The organism is Pseudarthrobacter sp. PvP090, from assembly GCF_040547365.1.
GTDB lineage: Bacteria > Actinomycetota > Actinomycetes > Actinomycetales > Micrococcaceae > Arthrobacter.
Map to the genome: position 1 here is coordinate 388,532 of NZ_JBEPPO010000002.1, position 17,860 is coordinate 406,391.

Consider the following 17,860-nt stretch of genomic DNA (forward strand, 5'->3'; position numbering starts at 1 on the left):
GCGCGATTGGCTGGCCGGGACTACTGGCCGGGGCGGAGCGTTCCGATGAGCTGGTCGATCACGCCGGCGTCCTCGATCGTCGAGGGCACCACGTAGTCGTCGCCGTCGGCTATCTGGCGCATGGTTTTGCGCAGGATCTTGCCCGACCGGGTCTTGGGCAGTGCTTCCACCACGGTGACGTGCTTGAAGTCGGCGACGGCGCCGATGTCGCGCCGGACCAGCGCGATGAGGTCCTTGACCAGGATCTCCTCGGGCACATCGACTCCGGACTTCAGCACCACATAGCCGCTGGGACGCTGGCCCTTCAACGGGTCCGCGAGGCCGATCACGGCGCATTCGGCAACGGCCGGGTGCTGGCCGATGACCTGTTCCATGGCGCCGGTCGAGAGCCGGTGGCCGGCCACGTTGATGATGTCGTCGGTGCGGCCCATCACGAAAAGGTAGCCGTCCTCATCCCGGTAGCCGGAGTCGCCGGTGGCGTAGTAGCCCTCGAACGCCTGCAGGTAGGAAGAGATGTAGCGCTCGTCGTTGCCCCAGAGCGTCGTCAGTGTGCCCGGCGGCAGCGGCAGCGCCAGGACGATGTTGCCCTCCGTCCCCGCCTCGACGTCCGTCCCGGATCCGTCGACGATGTTCAGCTTGAAGCCGGGCATCGGCACACTGGGCGAGCCGGCCTTGATGGGCAGGCCGTCGAGCCCGCGCGGGTTGGCGCAGATGGCCCAGCCGGTCTCCGTCTGCCACCAGTGGTCCACGACCGGGACGCCCAGGATCCGGGTGGCCCAGTGGAAGGTGTCGGTGTCGAGCCGTTCACCGGCGGCAAACAGGGTGCGCAGGCTGGAAATGTCGTAGGCGCCGAGCAGGCTGGCTTCGGGGTCGGCCTTCCGGATGGCGCGCAGGGCGGTGGGCGCGGTGAACAGCACGTTGACCTTGTGGTCCTGGATGACGCGCCAGAACGCCCCGGCGTCGGGCGTGCCCACGGGCTTGCCTTCGTAGAGGACGGTGGTGGCGCCGGCCAGCAGCGGGCCGTACACGATGTATGAATGCCCCACCACCCAGCCGACGTCGGAGGCTGTCCACATCACGTCGCCGGGTCCGATGTCGTAGATGTTCTCCAGGGTCCAGCTGAGCGCCACGGCGTGGCCGCCGTTGTCCCGCACGACGCCTTTGGGGGCGCCGGTGGTTCCCGAGGTGTAGAGGATGTACAGCGGATCGGTGGCCTTGACGTCCACCGGCGCGGCGGGCACGGCGGAGGCTATCTCGGCGTCCCAGTCCAGCCAGCCGGCGTGGTCGGCCACCACGGAGGCAAAGCCTTCGCGCGCTTTCACCAGGACGGGGGTGTCCGGCACGCCGGCCAGGCCGAGGGCTTCCCCGACGGCGGGGAGGTACTCTATCCGGCGCGAGGGTTCGATGCCGCCGGAGGCCGTGACGATGGCGGCGGGGGCGGCGTCGCGGATGCGGGCGGCGAGTTCCTTGGGGGCGAAGCCGCCGAAGACGACGGAGTGCACGGCGCCGAGCCGGGCGGTGGCGAGCATCGCGATGGCCGCCTCCGGGATCATCGGCATGTAGATGACGACGCGGTCGCCCTTGCCCACGCCGTGGCTGCGCAGCACGCCGGCGAACCGGGCGACGAGGTCCGTGAGCTCCGCGTAGCTGTAGCGCTGCTGTGTGCCGAGCATGGCGGAGTCGTAGATCAGGGCGTCCTGCCCGCCCCTGCCCTCCTCCACGTGGCGGTCCAGCGCGTTGTAGGACGTGTTGAGCACGCCGTCGGGGAACCAGTCGTACAGCGGCTCCCTGCTGGAATCCAGGGCCTGCTGCGGCGGGGTGGTCCAGGATATCTTCCCTGCGGCTTCGAGCCAGAATGCTTCGGGCGTGTCCAGGCTGCGTGCGTAGCTGTCCCGGTAGTTCTTGCTAACCATGAAAATGAGTCCCGTCCACGACGATGTGATGGTGCTCATGGTAGCCCCGTCCGGGCTCGCGGCACAAGGCTTATGTATACAGAACCACTGCCGGCGAACCCGATTTGGGGCAAATGCTGGGCAAAAGTAACTTCCGTGTATACACTGGACAGCGTCAGCCAACGAAGGAGTCAGGATGCGCGCCAGCGACAAGGCCTATGCGGCCCTGCGCGACGACATCATCGAGTGGCGCCTGGCGCCGGGGACGGTGCTCGCGGAAGTGGAGCAATCCGAGCGGCTCGGCATCTCCCGGACCCCGCTGCGGGAGGCCCTGAGCCGGCTCACCGCGGAGGGACTGACGACGACGGCGGGCGGCCGCGGCGTCGTCGTCACCGATATCTCGCTGGAGGACATCGACGAACTCTTCGAACTGCGCGAAACACTGGAGGGCAAGGCAGCGGCGCTGGCCGCCGAACGCGGCGACGCCGCCACCTTCGAACAGCTCCGCAGCGAACTGTGCCAGGCACCGTCGCTGATCAGCGCCGGTGACCCGGCCCGGCACGACTACTACGGGCTGGTCGGACGGCTGGACGCGGCCATCGACGCCGCGATCCACAACTCCTACCTCGCGCAGGCGATGCGCAGCCTGCGCGTCCACCTGGTCAGGGTCCGCCGGCTGGCGGCCGACGACGCCGAACGGCTCACCGCGGCCGCCGCCGAGCATGCCGCCATCGCCGAGGCGATCGCCGCCGGCAACCCCCGGCTGGCGGAGGCCGCGACCACGCTCCACCTGCACCGCAGTCTTTCCCACGTCAAAGCCACGCATACACCTCAATAAAAGGAGCACCATGGTCAAGGAACATCACGTCCGCGTTTACAAGAGCGAGGAAAACCTGCCCCGCGAGGACCAGCTCGCCTTCAAGATCGCCCAGGTTGCCGCCGACCCCGTCGCGGTCTCGGACGAGGTCACCGACATGGTGATCAACCGGGTGATCGACAACGCCTCCGTGGCGATCGCCTCGCTGAACCGCGCACCGATCGTCGCGGCCCGCGCCCAGGCCCTGACCCACGGCCCCACCACCGGCGGCCAGGGCTCGAAGGTCTTCGGCATCGAAGAGCGCGTGGCCCCCGAATGGGCTGCCTGGGCCAACGGCGTCGCCGTCCGTGAGCTCGACTACCACGACACCTTCCTCGCCGCGGACTACTCCCACCCCGGTGACAACATTCCCCCGATCCTCGCCGTCGCCCAGCACGTGGGCTCCAGCGGCCAGGACCTGATCCGCGGCATCGCCACCGGCTATGAGATCCAGGTCAACCTGGTCAAGGCCATCTGCCTGCACAAGCACAAGATCGACCATGTCGCGCACCTCGGCCCCTCCGCCGCCGCCGGCATCGGCACCCTGCTGGGACTCGACGTCGAGACGATCTTCCAGTCCATCGGACAGGCCCTGCACACCACCACCGCCACCCGGCAGTCCCGCAAAGGCGAGATCTCCACCTGGAAGGCGCACGCCCCCGCGTTTGCCGGCAAGATGGCCGTCGAGTCCGCGGACCGGGCCATGCGCGGCCAGACCTCCCCCGTGCCGATCTACGAGGGCGAGGACGGCGTCATCGCCTGGATGCTGGACGGCCCCGACGCCTCCTACACCGTGCCGCTGCCGACACCCGGCGAAACCAAGCGCGCCATCATGGACACCTACACCAAGGAGCACTCGGCCGAGTACCAGGCCCAGGCGTGGATCGACCTGGCACGCAAGCTCCACGGCGCGCACCCGGAGGTCACGGACCCGGCCAACGTGGAGTCCGTGCTGATCAAGACCAGCCACCACACGCACTACGTGATCGGCTCCGGCGCCAACGATCCGCAGAAGTACAGCCCCACGGCCAGCCGCGAAACACTGGACCACTCCATCCCGTACATCTTCACGGTCGCGCTGCAGGACGGCGCCTGGCACCACGTCGATTCCTACGCCCCGGAACGCGCCGCGCGCCCGGACACCGTGGAACTCTGGCACAAGGTCACCACCGTCGAGGACCCGGAATGGACCCGCCGCTACCACTCCCTGGACATCGCGGAGAAGGCCTTCGGCGGCACCGTGGTCATCACGCTCAAGGACGGCACGGTCATCGCCGACGAGATCGCCGTCGCCGACGCGCACCCGCTGGGCGCCCGGCCGTTTGCGCGGGAACAGTACGTGAACAAATTCCGCACCCTCGCCGCCGGCCTCGTCGCCGACGAGGAGATCGAACGCTTCCTGGCCGCCGCCGCCCGCCTGCCCGAGCTGGCCGCCGGCGAGCTGGACCAGCTCAACATCCGGGCCGCCGACGGCGTGATCGACCTGGCCGCCGCACCGAAGGGACTCTTCTAAATGCTGTACTCGAAGGTCACGCCGGAGCAGAAGCGGGTCCGTTTCCGCGAGCTCCTGGCCTCCGGGACGATCCAGCAGTTCCCGGGCGCGTTCAATCCGCTCTCGGCCCGGCTGATCGAGGAAAAGGGCTTCGCCGGTGTCTACATCTCCGGCGCCGTCCTGGCCAATGACCTGGGCCTGCCCGACATCGGGCTGACCACGCTCACCGAGGTGGCCACCCGGGCCGGGCAGATCGCCCGGATGACGGACCTGCCCAGCATCGTCGACGCCGACACCGGCTTCGGCGAGCCGATGAACGTGGCCCGCTCGGTCCAGGAACTTGAGAACGCCGGCCTCGCCGGCCTGCACATCGAGGACCAGTTCAACCCGAAGCGCTGCGGCCACCTCGACGGCAAGAACGTGGTGGACCTGGACACGGCCACCAAGCGCATCCGCGCGGCGGCCGATGCCAGGCGTGACCCGAACTTCCTGATCATGGCGCGGACAGACATCCGTGCCACGGACGGTCTCAAGGCGGCCCAGGACCGCGCCAAGTCGCTCGTGGAGGCCGGGGCGGACGCCATCTTCCCGGAGGCCATGAAGGACCTCAGCGAGTTCCAGGCGATCCGTGACGCCGTCGACGTGCCGATCCTGGCCAACATGACCGAGTTCGGCCAGAGCGCCCTGTTCACGGTGGAACAGCTCGCCGGAGTCGGGGTCAACATGATCATCTACCCGGTGACCCTGCTCCGTAGTGCCATGGGCGCTGCGGAGCGTACTCTGGAATCGATTAGGGCCGACGGAACGCAGGAGGCACAGGTTGGAAGCATGCTGACCCGTGCGCGTTTGTATGACCTCGTCGACTACGAGTCCTACAACCGCTTTGATACCGGGGTCTTCAATTTCCAGATCCCCGGGCAGTAACCGCATACAGAACCACCGGCTCGTGCCGGTACCCAGGCGACAGGAACAAAGGAGTTTCAGCATGGCTGAACAGGACATCAAAAAGGGCCTCGCCGGCGTCGTGGTGGACTACACCGCCGTCTCCAAGGTCAACCCGGACACCAATTCCCTGCTGTACCGCGGCTATCCAGTCCAGGAACTGGCCGCCAAGTGCAGCTTCGAGGAAGTTGCCTACCTGCTGTGGAACGGCGAACTGCCGACCCCGGAGCAGCTGGCGGAGTTCACGGCCCGGGAACGGGCCGGCCGCGCCCTGGATCCGGTCGTCAAGCAGGTCATCGACGCGCTGCCGACCACCTCACATCCAATGGACGTCTGCCGGACGGCGGCCTCCGTCATGGGGGCGCGGCACCCGCTCGCCGAGGACTCCTCGCGCGAGGCCAACCTGGCCAAGGCCGTTGACCTGTTCGCGGCCATGCCGGCCGTGGTGGCCTACGACCAGCGTCGCCGTCACGGCCTGGACCTCGTGGAGCCCCGCGAGGATCTGGGCTACGACGCGAACTTCCTCTGGATGACGTTCGGCGAGGAGGCCGTCCCCGAAGTCGTCGACGCGTTCAACGTCTCGATGATCCTGTACGCCGAGCACTCCTTCAACGCCTCCACGTTCACGGCCCGGGTCATCACCTCCACCCTCTCGGACCTGCATTCGGCCGTGACGGGTGCCATCGGTGCGCTCAAGGGTCCGCTCCACGGCGGAGCCAACGAGGCCGTTATGCACACCTTCGACGAGATCGGCATCCGGCCGGAGGAATCCCTGGAGGAGGCAGCCGCCCGGGCCAAGGCCTGGATGGAAAACGCCCTGGCCCAGAAGAAGAAGGTCATGGGGTTCGGCCACCGCGTCTACAAGCACGGCGACTCCCGCGTGCCCACGATGAAGGCGGCGCTGGACAAGATGATTGCGCACTACGGCCGGCCGGAACTCCTGGGACTCTACAACGGTCTTGAGCAGGCCATGGACGAGGCCAAGGCCATCAAGCCGAACCTCGACTATCCGACCGGCCCCACGTACCACCTCATGGGGTTCGACACCGCGACCTTCACTCCTTTGTTTGTCGCGAGCCGCATCACCGGCTGGACCGCGCACATCATGGAGCAGCTGGACGCGAACTCGCTGATCCGCCCGCTCAGCGAATACAACGGCGTCGAGGAACGGCACCTGGCCTAGTCCCCCTGCACCGCAACGGCGGCCGGTCACCTCAACGAGGTGGCCGGCCGCCGTCGTTGCTGCTAGTCCTTGACCTCCAGGCTAAGGATCATGGCCTTGAGCTTCCGGTATTCCGGAGTCCGCATGTACTCCTTGGCGTCGTCCATCGAGTTGAAGATGGGGTCATCGTGCGCCGGGCCCTGGGCCGCGCGGTTCGCGAAGGACAGCGTGCCCTGGGGCGCCCCGGAGACGAACGAGTACATCAGGCAACTGCCGCCCAGCTGCCCGGTCGCCCGGTCGACCAGCCCAAGCTGGTAATCGAAGGCACCGCCGTCGGCCCGCAGATCGAGGACGCGGTAGGAAAACCGCACGCCGGCTGCCGTGGCCCACTGGTTCTCCAGCGCGGGAGCGGAGTCCAGCTCCGTCATGGTGTAGGGGCCAGGGCCGCATGCGCCGCCAACCCCACCGGCCGTCCCGTGGAACAACTCCGCTACCTGCATCCGGGCTTCATTGAAGACGACGATGCGGCTGCCCGGGTAGTCCGCGGACCGGGCTGCGGGCTCCTCCACTGTCCAGCCGTCGGGGAGCTCGAAGGAGGCTCCGGCCGAGGCGCTGACGTAACGTCCGGCCGGGGGGCCGGCGACGGTGTCGTCCGTCGCCGGGGGCGGGGCCGTAGACGGGGCGCCCGGCGGGACGACGCCTGGATCCGCCGAAGGCGCCGTGCCCGGTTCCGTCGCGAGCGATGCCGAGGCGGTGGGAGCCACCACGCCCCCGGCCGTTCCGGCCGGCTCCGGTGTGGAGGCCAGGGTGCCGGCCATCAGCACCCCGCTCGCGGCCGCGACGGCGGCCACGGCCAGGATCCCCGCCACCCAGGGCCAGCGGCGGCGCGGGGCAGCCTCCGCGGAGCGGCCCGGCTCCGTGCCGTCGTCGCTGAATACCCTGCTCGCGGTGTCGTTGCTCGATTCCATGTCCGTCCCCCTGGTTGTGTGTCCTGGTGAATTCTTCGAGTGGTTGGTTGGTTGGCTGGCCTGCCCGGCTTAAACTTCCCCGGAAAGTTTTTCGACCGACGCCACAGTCTCGTTGTCCTCGTTCAGGACCACCACGACGTCGTGCGCCTCGCCCGCCAGGGCGGCCGGGAGCCAGTGTTCCGCGTCCTGCCACATCAGGTGCAGCGGCAGGGCTTCGGTATCGAACCAGTCGGGCGTGATCTCAGGGCTCTCCGCCGGCTCGCCCTCCCAGCGCCGCGCGGTGAAGAGCCGGCAGTACATGTTCCACTCGGGGCGGGTGGGAAAGAGGAACTCAACGACCCCGGCATCGGCGAGGTCCTCCCGCCGGACGACGACCCCGGCCTCTTCCCAGACTTCGCGGACGACGGCTTCGGCGTCGCTCTCCCCCGCTTCGACGTGACCGCCAATGCCCACGATCTTGCCCGTGCCGAACCCGGTCCGCTTCAGCCCCAGCAGCACCTCAGTGCGGGAGCCTGCGTCGCGGAGCAGGAAACATAGGGTGACGGGAGTGGAGGCCATGTGTCCAAGCCTAGCGTCGCGGTACGCTGCTACGGCTCAGCCCAGCGCCCGGGGATGCGCGGCGGCATAAATCTCCCGCAGGGTGTCCGCCGTGACCAGCGTGTAGACCTGCGTGGTGGTGACGGAGGCATGGCCGAGCAGTTCCTGGACCACGCGGACGTCGGCCCCGCCCTCGAGCAGGTGCGTCGCGAAGGAGTGCCGCAGGGTGTGCGGCGAGACGTCCTTGGTGATGCCGGCTTTTTCTGCGGCAGTCTTGAGGATGGTCCAGGCACTCTGCCGGCTGATCCGTCCGCCGCGGGCGTTCAGGAACAGTGCAGGGGTCCCCTTGCCCTTGGCGGACAGCAGCGGCCGGCCGCGGACGAGGTAGGCGTCCAGGGCACGGGCACCGAAGGATCCCAGCGGGACGAGCCGTTCCTTGGATCCCTTGCCGAAGAGCCGGACGATTGCCGGGCCGGCGTCCCCGGCGTGTCCTGCTTCCCCAGCCGTGTGCAGGGAGATGTCATCGACGTCGAGGCCCACGGCTTCGCTGATCCGGGCGCCGGTGGAATACAGGAACTCCAGCAGCGCGCGGTCGCGCAGTCCGGTGGCGGTGTCCGTGCCGACCGCCTCCAGGATCCGCGTGACCTCGTCGACACTGATGGCCTTGGGCAGGCGTTTGCCGGGCATGGGCGGGTGGACGTCGCTGGCGGGGTCAGTGGGAGTAACACCCTCGAGTGCCCAGAACTTGTGCAGTCCCCGTACGGCCACTACCGTCCGGGCTGCCGACCGGACGCCCAGGACCGAGCCGCCGTCGGATCCGTCGGAGAGCGCCTGGACGAAGCCGGTGACGTCGCGCCGGGTGATCTCGGCGGGGCGCCGGCGGCCGGTGTGGGCGAGGTGCCTGGCGTAACGGGCCAGATCCCGGCGGTAGGCGGAGAGGGTGTTGGCCGCGAGTCCCCGTTCCACGCCCATGTGCTGCAGGTAGTCCGTCATGGCGCGGTCTATCGCCGTCAGCGGCCGGGCCGGAGGCGCGGCTGTCAGCGGTTCCGCCATCAGCGCTGGCTGGGATGCGCGGGCCACGGCGCGCTGCCCGGGCGGAGGCTCTTGAAGTCGTCGGCACGGGCGGCCGCGGCGGCGAGGACTCCGACGACGGCGGACGGGTTGTGCAGGCGCCCCTCCAGCACGGCCAGGACGGCAGCGTCCAGCGGGATCCAGTGCAGTTCGATTTCGGCTTCCTCGTCGGTGCGGACGTGGAGTTCGTGGCCGGGCACATCACTCAGGTCCCGGGCGAGGTAGATGCGGATCGCCTCGCTGGAGGAGCCGGGGGAATTGAAGAAATCGGCCAGCACGTTCCATTGGCCGGCGATGAGGTCGGCCTCCTCGGCGAGTTCCCGGGCCGCGCCGGCGACGAAGTCCTCGCCCTCGACGTCGAGGAGCCCGGCCGGGATCTCCCAGAGGTCCATGCCGACGGGGTGCCGGTACTGCTTGATCAGCAGCACCTCGCCGTCGTCGTTCATCGGGAGGATCGCCACCGCCCCGGGGTGGTCGATGTAGTCACGGACGAGCGGATCGCCGTCGTCGTTGAGCTGGAAACTGTCACTGACGACGTCCCAGATCCGGCCTTCGTAGACCGTCCTGGAGGACAAAAGACGGCGCGGGCTCGGTTCATCCGAAACCTGCCGTGCAGCACTGGGGGTTTCAGGGGTTCCGGGCATCGCGCCGTCCTTTGATTCAGTTGGGGGTTACTTCGACACTACCGGGGAAGAAGGCTTGGTGGCGGCCGGAGCAGTCTTGGCCGCCTCTGCCGTGCCTGTCTCTGCCTGGGCTGCACCTGCCTTAGGGGCCTTGCTGCCGTTGCCCTTCTGGTGCTCCAGGGCGGCCTTCACCAGCCCCGAGAACAGGGCGTGCGGCCGGGTGGGGCGTGAGCTGAGCTCCGGGTGCGCCTGCGTGGCCACATAGTACGGGTGGACTTCGCGGGGAAGCTCCACGTACTCCACCAGTTTGCCGTCGGGCGACGTTCCGGAGAACACCAGTCCCTGGGCGGCGATCTGCTCGCGGTACTTGTTGTTGACCTCGTAGCGGTGGCGGTGCCGTTCGCTGACCTTGGTGGTGCCGTAGGTCTCGGCGACCACGGACCCTTCGTCCAGTTTGGCCTCGTACAGGCCCAGGCGCATGGTGCCGCCCAGGTCGCCCTTGCCGTCGACGATGTCCAGCTGCTCCTCCATCGTGGCAATCACCGGGTACTTCGAATCCGGCTCGAACTCGGACGAGGAAGCGCCCTCGAGTCCGACCACGTTGCGGGCGTACTCGATCACCATGCACTGCAGGCCCAGGCAGAGGCCCAGGACCGGGAGCTTGCTTTCACGGGCGTACTTCAGCGCGCCCAGCTTACCTTCGAGTCCGCGGATGCCGAAGCCGCCCGGGACACAGATGGCGTCGACGCCGTCCAGGGACTTGACGGCGCCCTCGTGGGTTTCGCATTCGTCCGAGGGGACCCAGCGGATCTTGACCTTGGTGTCGTTGGCGAAGCCGCCGGCGCGCAGGGCCTCGGTCACGGACAGGTAGGCGTCCGGCAGGTCGATGTACTTGCCGACCAGGGCGATTTCAACCTCGTGCTTGGGGTTGTGGACCGCGTCGAGGAGCCTGTCCCAGCTGGTCCAGTCAACGTCCTTGAAGGGAAGGTCCAGGGCGCGGACGATGTAGGAATCCAGGCCCTGGGAGTGCAGGGTCTTCGGGATGTCGTAGATGCTCGGCGCATCCGGGCAGCCGATGACGGCGTCGATGTCGACGTCGCACATGCGGCCGATCTTGTCGCGCATGGCCTGCGGGACTTCACGGTCCGAACGGATCACGATGGCCTCGGGCTGGATGCCGATGGAGCGCAGTGCGGCAACGGAGTGCTGCGTCGGTTTGGTCTTCAGTTCCTGCGACGGGCCGATGTACGGCACGAGGGAGACGTGCAGGAAGAACACGTTGCCGCGGCCGATGTCCTGACGGACCTGGCGGGCGGACTCTAGGAAGGGCTGTGACTCGATGTCGCCCACGGTGCCGCCGATTTCGGTGATGATCACGTCGGGAGCGTGCTTGCCCTCGGCGGGAAGCCGCATGCGGCGCTTGATCTCATCGGTGATGTGCGGGATGACCTGGACGGTGTCGCCGAGGTATTCGCCGCGGCGTTCCTTGGCGATGACCGTGGAGTAGACCTGGCCGGTCGTGACGTTGGCCGAGCCCTCAAGGTTCTCATCGAGGAACCGCTCGTAGTGGCCGATGTCGAGGTCCGTTTCGGCGCCGTCGTCAGTCACGAAGACTTCGCCGTGCTGGAAGGGGTTCATCGTGCCCGGATCCACATTCAGATAGGGATCGAGCTTTTGCATTGTTACAGACAAGCCGCGTGCCCGCAGGAGGTGGCCGAGGCTCGAAGCCGTCAGCCCCTTACCGAGCGAGGACGCCACACCACCGGTGACGAAGATGTGTTTGGTCGTCTTGGACGAGCCCGGAAACCGGGAATTTACACGGGAATTTGATCGCTGCACCACGGAGTTCGAGCCTATCATCAATTCAGCCTTCCAGGGGTCTGTTCGCGGCGAGCCGGTGTGATTGTCATTCCGGCACGGGGCCGCCACACGTGGGCGTTCACGCTTGCTGCGGCAGCAGCCGGGCGTCGTCGAGGAGCTCCTGGGCGTGGGCCTGGGCGGATTCGGAGTCCTCCTGGCCGGCGAGCATGCGGGCCAGCTCCCGGACGCGTTCCGCCTCGTCGAGGAGCTGGACGTCGCTGGACGTGAAGCCGGTTGCCGTAGCGCCATCGGCGCCGCGCACGGAGGTCTTGGTGACCCGGATGTGCTGGTCGGCGAAGGCCGCCACCTGCGGCAAGTGGGTGACTACGAGCACCTGGACGTGGCGGGCCAGCATCGCCAGCCGGCGTCCGATCTCGACGGCGGCACGGCCGCCCACGCCGGCGTCAACCTCGTCGAAGACGAAGGTGGGGACCGGGTCGACCGCGGCCAGCACCACCTCGATGGCAAGCATCACGCGGGACAGTTCACCCCCCGAGGCGCCTTTGCCCAGCGGGCGGGCGGGGGCGCCGGAGTGCGGCTGGAGCAGGAAGGAGATCTCGTCCGCGCCGTGCGGTCCCGGCCGGCCGCCGGATTCGACGTTGATGACCAGGGTGGCATCCGCCATCGCCAGGGCCTTCAGTTCGGCGCTGACGCGGGCGGAGAGGTCCTTGGCGGCCTTCGTGCGGAGCTTGCTGATGCCGGCGGCCTGCTTGGCCAGCTCGGTCCCGGCGCGGCCCACCTCGGCCTCCAGTGCCTCGATCCTGGTGGAGTCGTCCTGCAGCTCCAGGAAGCGCGCCCGGGACTCCTCGGCCCAGACCAGCACTTCGTCGATGCTCGGGGCGTATTTGCGCACCAGCTTTGCCAGGGCGGCCCGGCGGTCCTCGATCTCGGCGAGCCGTTCCGGGCCTTCGGTGTCGAGGGCGGCCTGGTAGCTGGCGAGTTCGGTGGCGATGTCGTTGAGCAGGAAGCCGACCTCAGCGAGCCGGGCGGCCGCGGAGCCGAGTTCCTCGTCATGCTCGGCGACGTGCTCCAGGGTGCGTTTGGCGGCATCCACCAGTGCGGTGGCGTCGTTGCCGTCACCGAAGTCCTCGGCGATGAGCGCCTGGTGTGCCGTGGTGGCCGCGATCCGGAGTTCCTCGACGTTGGCGAGCTTGACCGCCTCCGCCTTGAGCGTTTCGTCCTCCCCCGGTTGCGGGTCGACGGCGTCGATCTCGGCCAGGGCAGCCTCCAGGGATTCGGCCTCGCGGAGGCGTTCCCGGGCGGCGCTGCGGAGCTCGTCCAGCTCGGTCTGGCTGGACTTCCAGTGGGCGTAGAGCTCCTGGTAGCTGCCGAGCGCTGCGGAGAGGCTCTCCCCCGCGAATTTGTCGAGGGCGCCGCGCTGCGCGACCGCACTCTTGAGCCGGATCTGCCCGGACTGGCCGTGGACCACCACGAGGGTTTCCCCGATCTCCCCGAGCACCCCCACCGGCGCGGCCCGCCCGCCGAGGTAGGCGCGGCTGCGGCCGTCCGCGCCCACGCTGCGGGCGAGCAGCAGCTCGGCGCCGCCGTCGAACTCCTCGACCTCGGCCCCGGCCTCCCGGGCGCGCGCCACGGCCGGGTGCCCGGCGTCGAGCTTCACTGTCGCCTCCGCGGAGGCGCTTTTCGCGCCGCTGCGCACGGCACCGGCGTCGGACCGGGCGCCGAGCAGCAGCCCGACGGCGGTCACCACCATGGTCTTGCCGGCACCGGTTTCACCGGTCACGACGCTCAGTCCCGGGCCGAGGGGCAGCGTCGCGTCGGTGATGACGCCGAGGTCGCGGATTCTCAGTTCTTCAAGCATGGGTCACTTCGCAGTCGAGGGATCAGGGGTCTCGCCCGGCCCGGCGTACGGCGGCCCAGCCTGCGGCGGAGTGGGAAGCGGGGGCATCGGCCGGGGGGTGCGGATCACCGGCACCGGCCCGGTATGGACCGTGGCGGTGTGCGGCATCGGCCCGCGCCAGCCCTGGATGGGCAGTTCGAACTTGCGGACCAGGCGACCGGAGAAGGGTGTCTGGTGGGTGCGGGCGAGCCGGACGGGGGTGGCGGAGCGGGTCACTTCCACGCGCGCGCCGGGCGGAAGGTCCACCGAGCGGCGGCCGTCGCACCACAGGACGCCCTGCGCGTCGGTGCGGTTCAGGATTTCGACCGCGAGCCGGGACCGGGGCGAGACCACCAGCGGCTTGGCGAAGAGCGCGTGGGCGCTGATCGGCACAATCAGCAGCGCCTCGACCTCAGGCCATACCACCGGGCCGCCAGCGGAGAAGGCGTAGGCCGTGGAGCCGGTGGGGGTGGCAAGGACAACGCCGTCGCAGCCGAAGGACGTCAGCGGGCGTTCGTCGACCTCGGTGACCACCTCGAGCATCCGTTCCCGGTTGCCTTTTTCGATCGCGGCCTCGTTCAGGGCCCAGGTGTGCCAGATTTTCTGCCCGCGGACCCAGACCTGGACGTCGATGGTCATCCGCTCTTCCACGGTGTATTCGCGGCTCGCGATCCATTCGACGGTTTGGGCCAGATCCGCCCGCTCGCTCTCGGCCAGGAATCCCACGTGGCCAAGGTTCACACCGAGCAGAGGAACGTCGACCTCGCGCACCAGTTCAGCCGCACGGAGAATGGTCCCGTCGCCGCCGAGCACCATGACGAGCTCGACGTCGGGCAGCATCACGTGGTCATGGAGGATTTCGACAGGCTGGTCGAGCCGGCCGAAGAAACGGACCATGTCGCCGAGCTCGGATTTGAGCATCACGGGAATGATGCCGGACTCGTGAAGCTGCGCGCACGCTTCCCAGGCAGCCTTGAGGGACTCCTCACGGCCTGTGTGGGCAAGGATGAGGACACGCCTGCTCATCGGGTTCCGCTTTCCAGTGCTTCTAGTACTTGGGCCAGATTGTTCCGAGCAACGCAGCGACGGCTGCGTCCCGCTCTTCGATCTTAGGCAGGTCTGTTCGAATCCCGCGCTTTATCCACAGGAAGTACTCGACGTTTCCGTCCTGGCCGGGCAGCGGGCTGCTGGCGAGGCCCCTCAGTTCCAGCCCCGTGTCCATGGCCTCCGCCGCGACTTTGCCCACGGCGAGGCGGCGCTCCCACTCCGAGGTGACGACACCGGTGCGGCCCAGCCGGTCCTTGCCGATCTCGAACTGCGGCTTGACCATCAGGACGAGGTCGCCGCCAGGTTCCGTGCACGCCGCGAGGGGCGCAAGGACGAGCGTGAGGGAGATGAAAGACAGGTCCGCCACCGTCACCGCCGCCGGTCCGCCGATCTCATCCGGGGCCATGTAGCGGACGTTGAGGCCCTCGTGGACGGAAACACGGGGGTCATTCCGGATCACGGGGACCAGCTGGTCGTGACCGACGTCGACGGCCACGACGTGGGCCGCGCCGCGCCGCAGCAGCACCTCGGTGAATCCGCCGGTGGAGGCCCCGGCGTCCAGGCACCGCTTGCCCTCGACCTCGACGGCCGGAAAAGCGTCCAGCGCGCCGGCCAGTTTGTGTCCGGCACGGCTGACGTAATTGTCCTCGTCGGCGGCTGCGACGTCGAGGACGGTCTCGTCCTGGATCTGGAGGGAGGCCTTGGCCAGCACCTCACCGGCGGAACTGACCTTGCCTTCGGCGATGAGGCGGGCGGCATGGGTGCGGGACCTCGCCAGCCCTCGGCTGACGAGGGCCTGGTCAAGCCTGCTCATTCGTGGCATTCCTTGGTGAGTGGGTCGGTCCGGCGGCGGCGGCCGGGTCTGTGGCTGGTTGTTCCGCGACGGCCTCGTTCAGGGCCGCCAGCAGTTCATCGTGCAGGAGGGTATAGACCTCCCCGTGGCGGGCCACGGGGAGGCCCGGCACGTCCCCGAGACGGCTCAGCAGTTCGCCGACGGCGAGGTCCCGGGAAGGATCACTTCCTGCGGCCCCACCGGCTTCCGCCGGAAGTTGCGGCCAGGTGACCTGGGCGTCTCCCCCTTCGGGGTCGGTTCCGGTGGTGTGGTTCAGCTCGGTCATGATCCCCAGTCTAGTGATCCAGCCATTCGAGGACCGGTGCCAGGGCAGTGGCGGTCTCGGGATGGGCGGCCCACCAGGCCGAGCAGGCGGCCCGCCAGGCGTCGAGGTCGCCGGGATCTCCGCTGACCCGGACCGCTTGCCCGTGCACGGCGGCGGCGGCCGCGCCGCAGCGGTGCTGCCCGGCGTCGATCTCAATCGCCGGGTAGGGACGGTAGAGGTCCGTGAGGTCGTTGATGAGATAGCCGGGCCGCTCCAGTGTGCGCGCGGCGAGAATCGTTTCCCGCGTGTCGACGCCGGTCAGCACGGCCACGGTTGCGAAGCCGGCCCTGTTTCCGCCGAGGATGTCGGTGTCCAGGCGGTCGCCAACGACGAGCGGCCGGTCCGCGGCAAGGCGTTTGGCCGCAGCGTGGAACAGCGGCGCTTCCGGTTTCCCGGCGACGAGCGGCCGCTGCCCGGTGGCGGCCGCCACGGCAGCAACGAGTGTCCCGTTGCCGGGGGCCATCCCCCGGGCCTGGGGAATGGACATGTCCGTGTTGGTGGCCACCCACAGGGCGCCGCCGGCAATGACGTAGGCGGCTTCCGCCAGGTCTTTCCACCCGAGGTCCGGATGGAAGCCCTGCACGACGGCGACGGGCTGCTCCGCTTCGCTCCGCACCGGCACCAGGCCGGCGAGCTCGATCTCCTGCGCCAGGGAGTCCCCGCCGGTGACCAGCACGCGGGCACCCGCCGGCAGCAGGGAAGCCAGCAGCTCGCCCGCGGCCTGCGAGGAGCTGACCACCTGGTGGTCTTCCGCCGGCGCTCCCAGCTCGCGCAGGTGCTGCGCCACCTGCGCCGGCGTCCGGGAGGCGTTGTTCGTCACGTAGCCGAGGCCGACGCCGATCCCGGCGAGCCGGCGCAGGGATTCCACGGCGCCTGGTATGGCGTGCGGGCCCGCGTAGACAACGCCGTCGAGGTCGGCGAGCAGTGCGTCGAAGGTGGAGATCAGCTCCGGTGCGGCCATTCCCGATCAGCCTTCGGAGCGTTCCGGCTCGCGGGAGTCGGCGTCGCGGGACTCTTCATGCCCGGTCTCGCCTGAATCATCGTGTCCGGTCTCCCCGGAGTCGTCTCCGGTGAGGACCTCCGACCGGTCCAAAGCGTCCTTTTCCACCGAGTCGTCATCGGACTCAGCATCGTCGGACTCCCAGAAGTCGGATTCAGCGTCGTCGGATCCTTCGTCGAGGGCGTTGCCTGCCGCCTCTGTTTCCGGCAGGCCGGCCACCGCCTCGGCACTGGCGGCGCGCGGCGACCCTTCCTGCGGGGCAGCCGCGGCGGACCGCTGGGCGGCCTGCTCGGCCAGGAGCCGGCGCTGCTGCTCTTCCTCGCGGGCTTCCTCTTCCTCGTCCCAGCCAAGATCGATGATGTCCGGGTCCTCCGAGACGTCGAGGCCAAGGGCGTTCTCGGCGACGGTGGCCTGGCGCTGCCACTTCTCCGCCTCGGCGGTGCGGCCGACCGCGGCGAGGGCTTCGGCGTAGGCGCGGAACAGCCGCGGGCTGTAGGAGAACGCCCGGTTGATGTCCAGCTGGGCGATTTCCAGTTCCGAGACGGCGGCGTCGAGCTGGCCCAGATCGGTGCGGGCGCCGGCGGCCACAATGGCCAGTTCCGCCTTGCCGGGGGCGTCGAGGTCCTTGGCTTCTTCGGAGCGTGCCATTTCCAGGGCGCGGTCGGGCCGGCCGAGTCCGCGTTCGCAGTCGGCCATCACGGGCAGGTGCATGTTGGAGCCGCTGATCCTCCGGTAGGTGCGGAACTCGCGCAGGGCTTCGCCGTAGTGGCCGGCGGCGTAGGCCGTCAGGCCCACGGCTTCGCGGACGGCCGCGAGGCGGCCTCCGCGCCGGCTGGCTGCGAGGGCATGCTGGAAGGCCAGCTCCGGCTCGTCGTCGATGAGACGGCCGGCCATCACGAGGTGGCGGGCCACCCACTCGGCGCTGTTGTCCTCGAGGGTCTTGATCTGGTGGTGCGTGGCGCGGTCCAGTTCCTTGCCCGTAACGTCGTCGTCGATCTGCGGTGAACGCTCGCGGTCGGGGCGGTTGGCGCTGCGGAGGTCCCGGGCGTTGGGGACGCGGACGGGGCGGTCTTCTGCCCGGTCGCGGCCGAACTGGCGGGGACCGGAGTCGCCGCGGTCAAAGCTCCGGGCAGGCCGGTCATCACGGCTGCCAAAGGGCTTACGGTTGTCGCCGGCGCTGTAGGGCTTGCGGTCCGCGCCGCCGGTACCGAAGCTCCGGCGTTCGCCGCCACCTTCACGCGGAGCACGGTCACCATACGGCTTGCGGTCACGATCGCCGCCACCGCTGTACGGCGGCTTCCGGTCCCCGCCACCGGTACCAAAGCTCCGGCGTTCGCCGCCACCTTCACGCGGAGCACGGTCACCATACGGCTTGCGGTCACGATCGCCGCCACCGCTGTACGGCGGCTTCCGGTC

The 17,860-nt window shown here is 69.0% G+C and carries 16 protein-coding genes; 4 read left to right on the top strand and 12 right to left on the bottom strand.

Annotation, left to right across the window (positions count from 1 at the left end; translation table 11 throughout):
- Window positions 1-20: 20 nt before the first annotated feature.
- Window positions 21-1,913: a propionyl-CoA synthetase gene (locus ABIC21_RS03670; protein ID WP_354349075.1), complete on the bottom strand. Its 1,893-nt coding sequence runs from the start codon at window positions 1,911-1,913 to the stop codon at window positions 21-23.
- Between the two features lie 175 nt (window positions 1,914-2,088).
- On the opposite strand from ABIC21_RS03670, the gene ABIC21_RS03675 reads away from it, so the two are divergent.
- The 4 genes from ABIC21_RS03675 (at window position 2,089) to ABIC21_RS03690 (ending at window position 6,365) form a co-directional block, all read left to right on the top strand.
- Window positions 2,089-2,730, top strand: a complete 642-nt coding sequence (locus ABIC21_RS03675) for a GntR family transcriptional regulator (RefSeq protein WP_354349044.1) — start codon at window positions 2,089-2,091, stop codon at window positions 2,728-2,730.
- Window positions 2,731-2,740: 10 nt separating this feature from the next.
- On the top strand, window positions 2,741-4,261 hold the full coding sequence (locus tag ABIC21_RS03680; RefSeq protein ID WP_354349045.1) for an MmgE/PrpD family protein: 1,521 nt from the start codon (window positions 2,741-2,743) through the stop codon (window positions 4,259-4,261).
- Complete coding sequence (gene prpB / locus ABIC21_RS03685) at window positions 4,262-5,164, top strand: methylisocitrate lyase (protein ID WP_354349046.1); 903 nt, start codon at window positions 4,262-4,264, stop codon at window positions 5,162-5,164.
- 61 nt (window positions 5,165-5,225) lie between these two features.
- Window positions 5,226-6,365 (top strand): bifunctional 2-methylcitrate synthase/citrate synthase, encoded by a 1,140-nt coding sequence (locus tag ABIC21_RS03690; protein WP_354349047.1) that lies wholly within the window; start codon window positions 5,226-5,228, stop codon window positions 6,363-6,365.
- Window positions 6,366-6,427: 62 nt separating this feature from the next.
- Here ABIC21_RS03690 and ABIC21_RS03695 read toward each other — a convergent pair whose 3' ends face one another.
- From ABIC21_RS03695 to ABIC21_RS03745, 11 genes are all read right to left on the bottom strand, one after another.
- Complete coding sequence (locus tag ABIC21_RS03695) at window positions 6,428-7,312, bottom strand: hypothetical protein (protein WP_354349048.1); 885 nt, start codon at window positions 7,310-7,312, stop codon at window positions 6,428-6,430.
- A 69-nt stretch (window positions 7,313-7,381) separates the two neighbouring features.
- Entirely contained in the window at window positions 7,382-7,870 is a 489-nt protein-coding gene (locus ABIC21_RS03700; RefSeq protein ID WP_354349049.1) for an 8-oxo-dGTP diphosphatase, read from the bottom strand.
- Window positions 7,871-7,906: 36 nt separating this feature from the next.
- Window positions 7,907-8,902 carry a site-specific tyrosine recombinase XerD gene (gene xerD, locus ABIC21_RS03705; protein WP_354349050.1) on the bottom strand — a complete coding sequence of 332 codons (996 nt, stop codon included), beginning with the start codon at window positions 8,900-8,902 and terminating at the stop codon, window positions 7,907-7,909.
- Window positions 8,902-9,564 carry an NUDIX domain-containing protein gene (locus ABIC21_RS03710; protein WP_354349051.1) on the bottom strand — a complete coding sequence of 221 codons (663 nt, stop codon included), beginning with the start codon at window positions 9,562-9,564 and terminating at the stop codon, window positions 8,902-8,904. Before ABIC21_RS03710 ends, xerD begins: the two co-directional genes overlap by 1 nt.
- 27 nt (window positions 9,565-9,591) lie before the next feature.
- Window positions 9,592-11,403, bottom strand: a complete 1,812-nt coding sequence (gene pyrG / locus ABIC21_RS03715) for a CTP synthase (protein ID WP_354349052.1) — start codon at window positions 11,401-11,403, stop codon at window positions 9,592-9,594.
- A 79-nt stretch (window positions 11,404-11,482) separates the two neighbouring features.
- On the bottom strand, window positions 11,483-13,222 hold the full coding sequence (gene recN, locus ABIC21_RS03720) for a DNA repair protein RecN (protein WP_354349053.1): 1,740 nt from the start codon (window positions 13,220-13,222) through the stop codon (window positions 11,483-11,485).
- A 3-nt stretch (window positions 13,223-13,225) separates the two neighbouring features.
- Window positions 13,226-14,266: an NAD kinase gene (locus ABIC21_RS03725; RefSeq protein WP_354349054.1), complete on the bottom strand. Its 1,041-nt coding sequence runs from the start codon at window positions 14,264-14,266 to the stop codon at window positions 13,226-13,228.
- A gap of 22 nt (window positions 14,267-14,288) precedes the next feature.
- Window positions 14,289-15,101 carry a TlyA family RNA methyltransferase gene (locus ABIC21_RS03730; RefSeq protein WP_354349055.1) on the bottom strand — a complete coding sequence of 271 codons (813 nt, stop codon included), beginning with the start codon at window positions 15,099-15,101 and terminating at the stop codon, window positions 14,289-14,291.
- Window positions 15,088-15,405 (bottom strand): hypothetical protein, encoded by a 318-nt coding sequence (locus ABIC21_RS03735; protein WP_354349056.1) that lies wholly within the window; start codon window positions 15,403-15,405, stop codon window positions 15,088-15,090. The genes ABIC21_RS03730 and ABIC21_RS03735 overlap by 14 nt, the downstream gene beginning before the upstream one ends.
- A gap of 10 nt (window positions 15,406-15,415) precedes the next feature.
- Window positions 15,416-16,405 (bottom strand): HAD-IIA family hydrolase, encoded by a 990-nt coding sequence (locus ABIC21_RS03740; protein ID WP_354349057.1) that lies wholly within the window; start codon window positions 16,403-16,405, stop codon window positions 15,416-15,418.
- A 6-nt stretch (window positions 16,406-16,411) separates the two neighbouring features.
- On the bottom strand, window positions 16,412-17,860 hold a 1,449-nt coding region (locus tag ABIC21_RS03745; RefSeq protein WP_354349058.1), incomplete at its 5' end, for a hypothetical protein.

Excerpts from the sequence above, each read along its gene's own strand:
- ABIC21_RS03725 (WP_354349054.1), bottom strand. The coding sequence starts at position 14,266 with ATGAGCAGGCGTGTCCTCATCCTTGCCCACACAGGCCGTGAGGAGTCC.
- ABIC21_RS03675 (WP_354349044.1), top strand. The coding sequence starts at position 2,089 with ATGCGCGCCAGCGACAAGGCCTATGCGGCCCTGCGCGACGACATCATC.
- ABIC21_RS03735 (WP_354349056.1), bottom strand. The coding sequence starts at position 15,405 with ATGACCGAGCTGAACCACACCACCGGAACCGACCCCGAAGGGGGAGAC.
- ABIC21_RS03740 (WP_354349057.1), bottom strand. The coding sequence starts at position 16,405 with ATGGCCGCACCGGAGCTGATCTCCACCTTCGACGCACTGCTCGCCGAC.
- ABIC21_RS03710 (WP_354349051.1), bottom strand. The coding sequence starts at position 9,564 with ATGCCCGGAACCCCTGAAACCCCCAGTGCTGCACGGCAGGTTTCGGAT.
- ABIC21_RS03690 (WP_354349047.1), top strand. The coding sequence starts at position 5,226 with ATGGCTGAACAGGACATCAAAAAGGGCCTCGCCGGCGTCGTGGTGGAC.
- ABIC21_RS03730 (WP_354349055.1), bottom strand. The coding sequence starts at position 15,101 with ATGAGCAGGCTTGACCAGGCCCTCGTCAGCCGAGGGCTGGCGAGGTCC.
- ABIC21_RS03670 (WP_354349075.1), bottom strand. The coding sequence starts at position 1,913 with ATGGTTAGCAAGAACTACCGGGACAGCTACGCACGCAGCCTGGACACG.
- xerD (WP_354349050.1), bottom strand. The coding sequence starts at position 8,902 with ATGGCGGAACCGCTGACAGCCGCGCCTCCGGCCCGGCCGCTGACGGCG.
- ABIC21_RS03700 (WP_354349049.1), bottom strand. The coding sequence starts at position 7,870 with ATGGCCTCCACTCCCGTCACCCTATGTTTCCTGCTCCGCGACGCAGGC.
- pyrG (WP_354349052.1), bottom strand. The coding sequence starts at position 11,403 with ATGATAGGCTCGAACTCCGTGGTGCAGCGATCAAATTCCCGTGTAAAT.
- recN (WP_354349053.1), bottom strand. The coding sequence starts at position 13,222 with ATGCTTGAAGAACTGAGAATCCGCGACCTCGGCGTCATCACCGACGCG.
- prpB (WP_354349046.1), top strand. The coding sequence starts at position 4,262 with ATGCTGTACTCGAAGGTCACGCCGGAGCAGAAGCGGGTCCGTTTCCGC.
- ABIC21_RS03680 (WP_354349045.1), top strand. The coding sequence starts at position 2,741 with ATGGTCAAGGAACATCACGTCCGCGTTTACAAGAGCGAGGAAAACCTG.
- ABIC21_RS03695 (WP_354349048.1), bottom strand. The coding sequence starts at position 7,312 with ATGGAATCGAGCAACGACACCGCGAGCAGGGTATTCAGCGACGACGGC.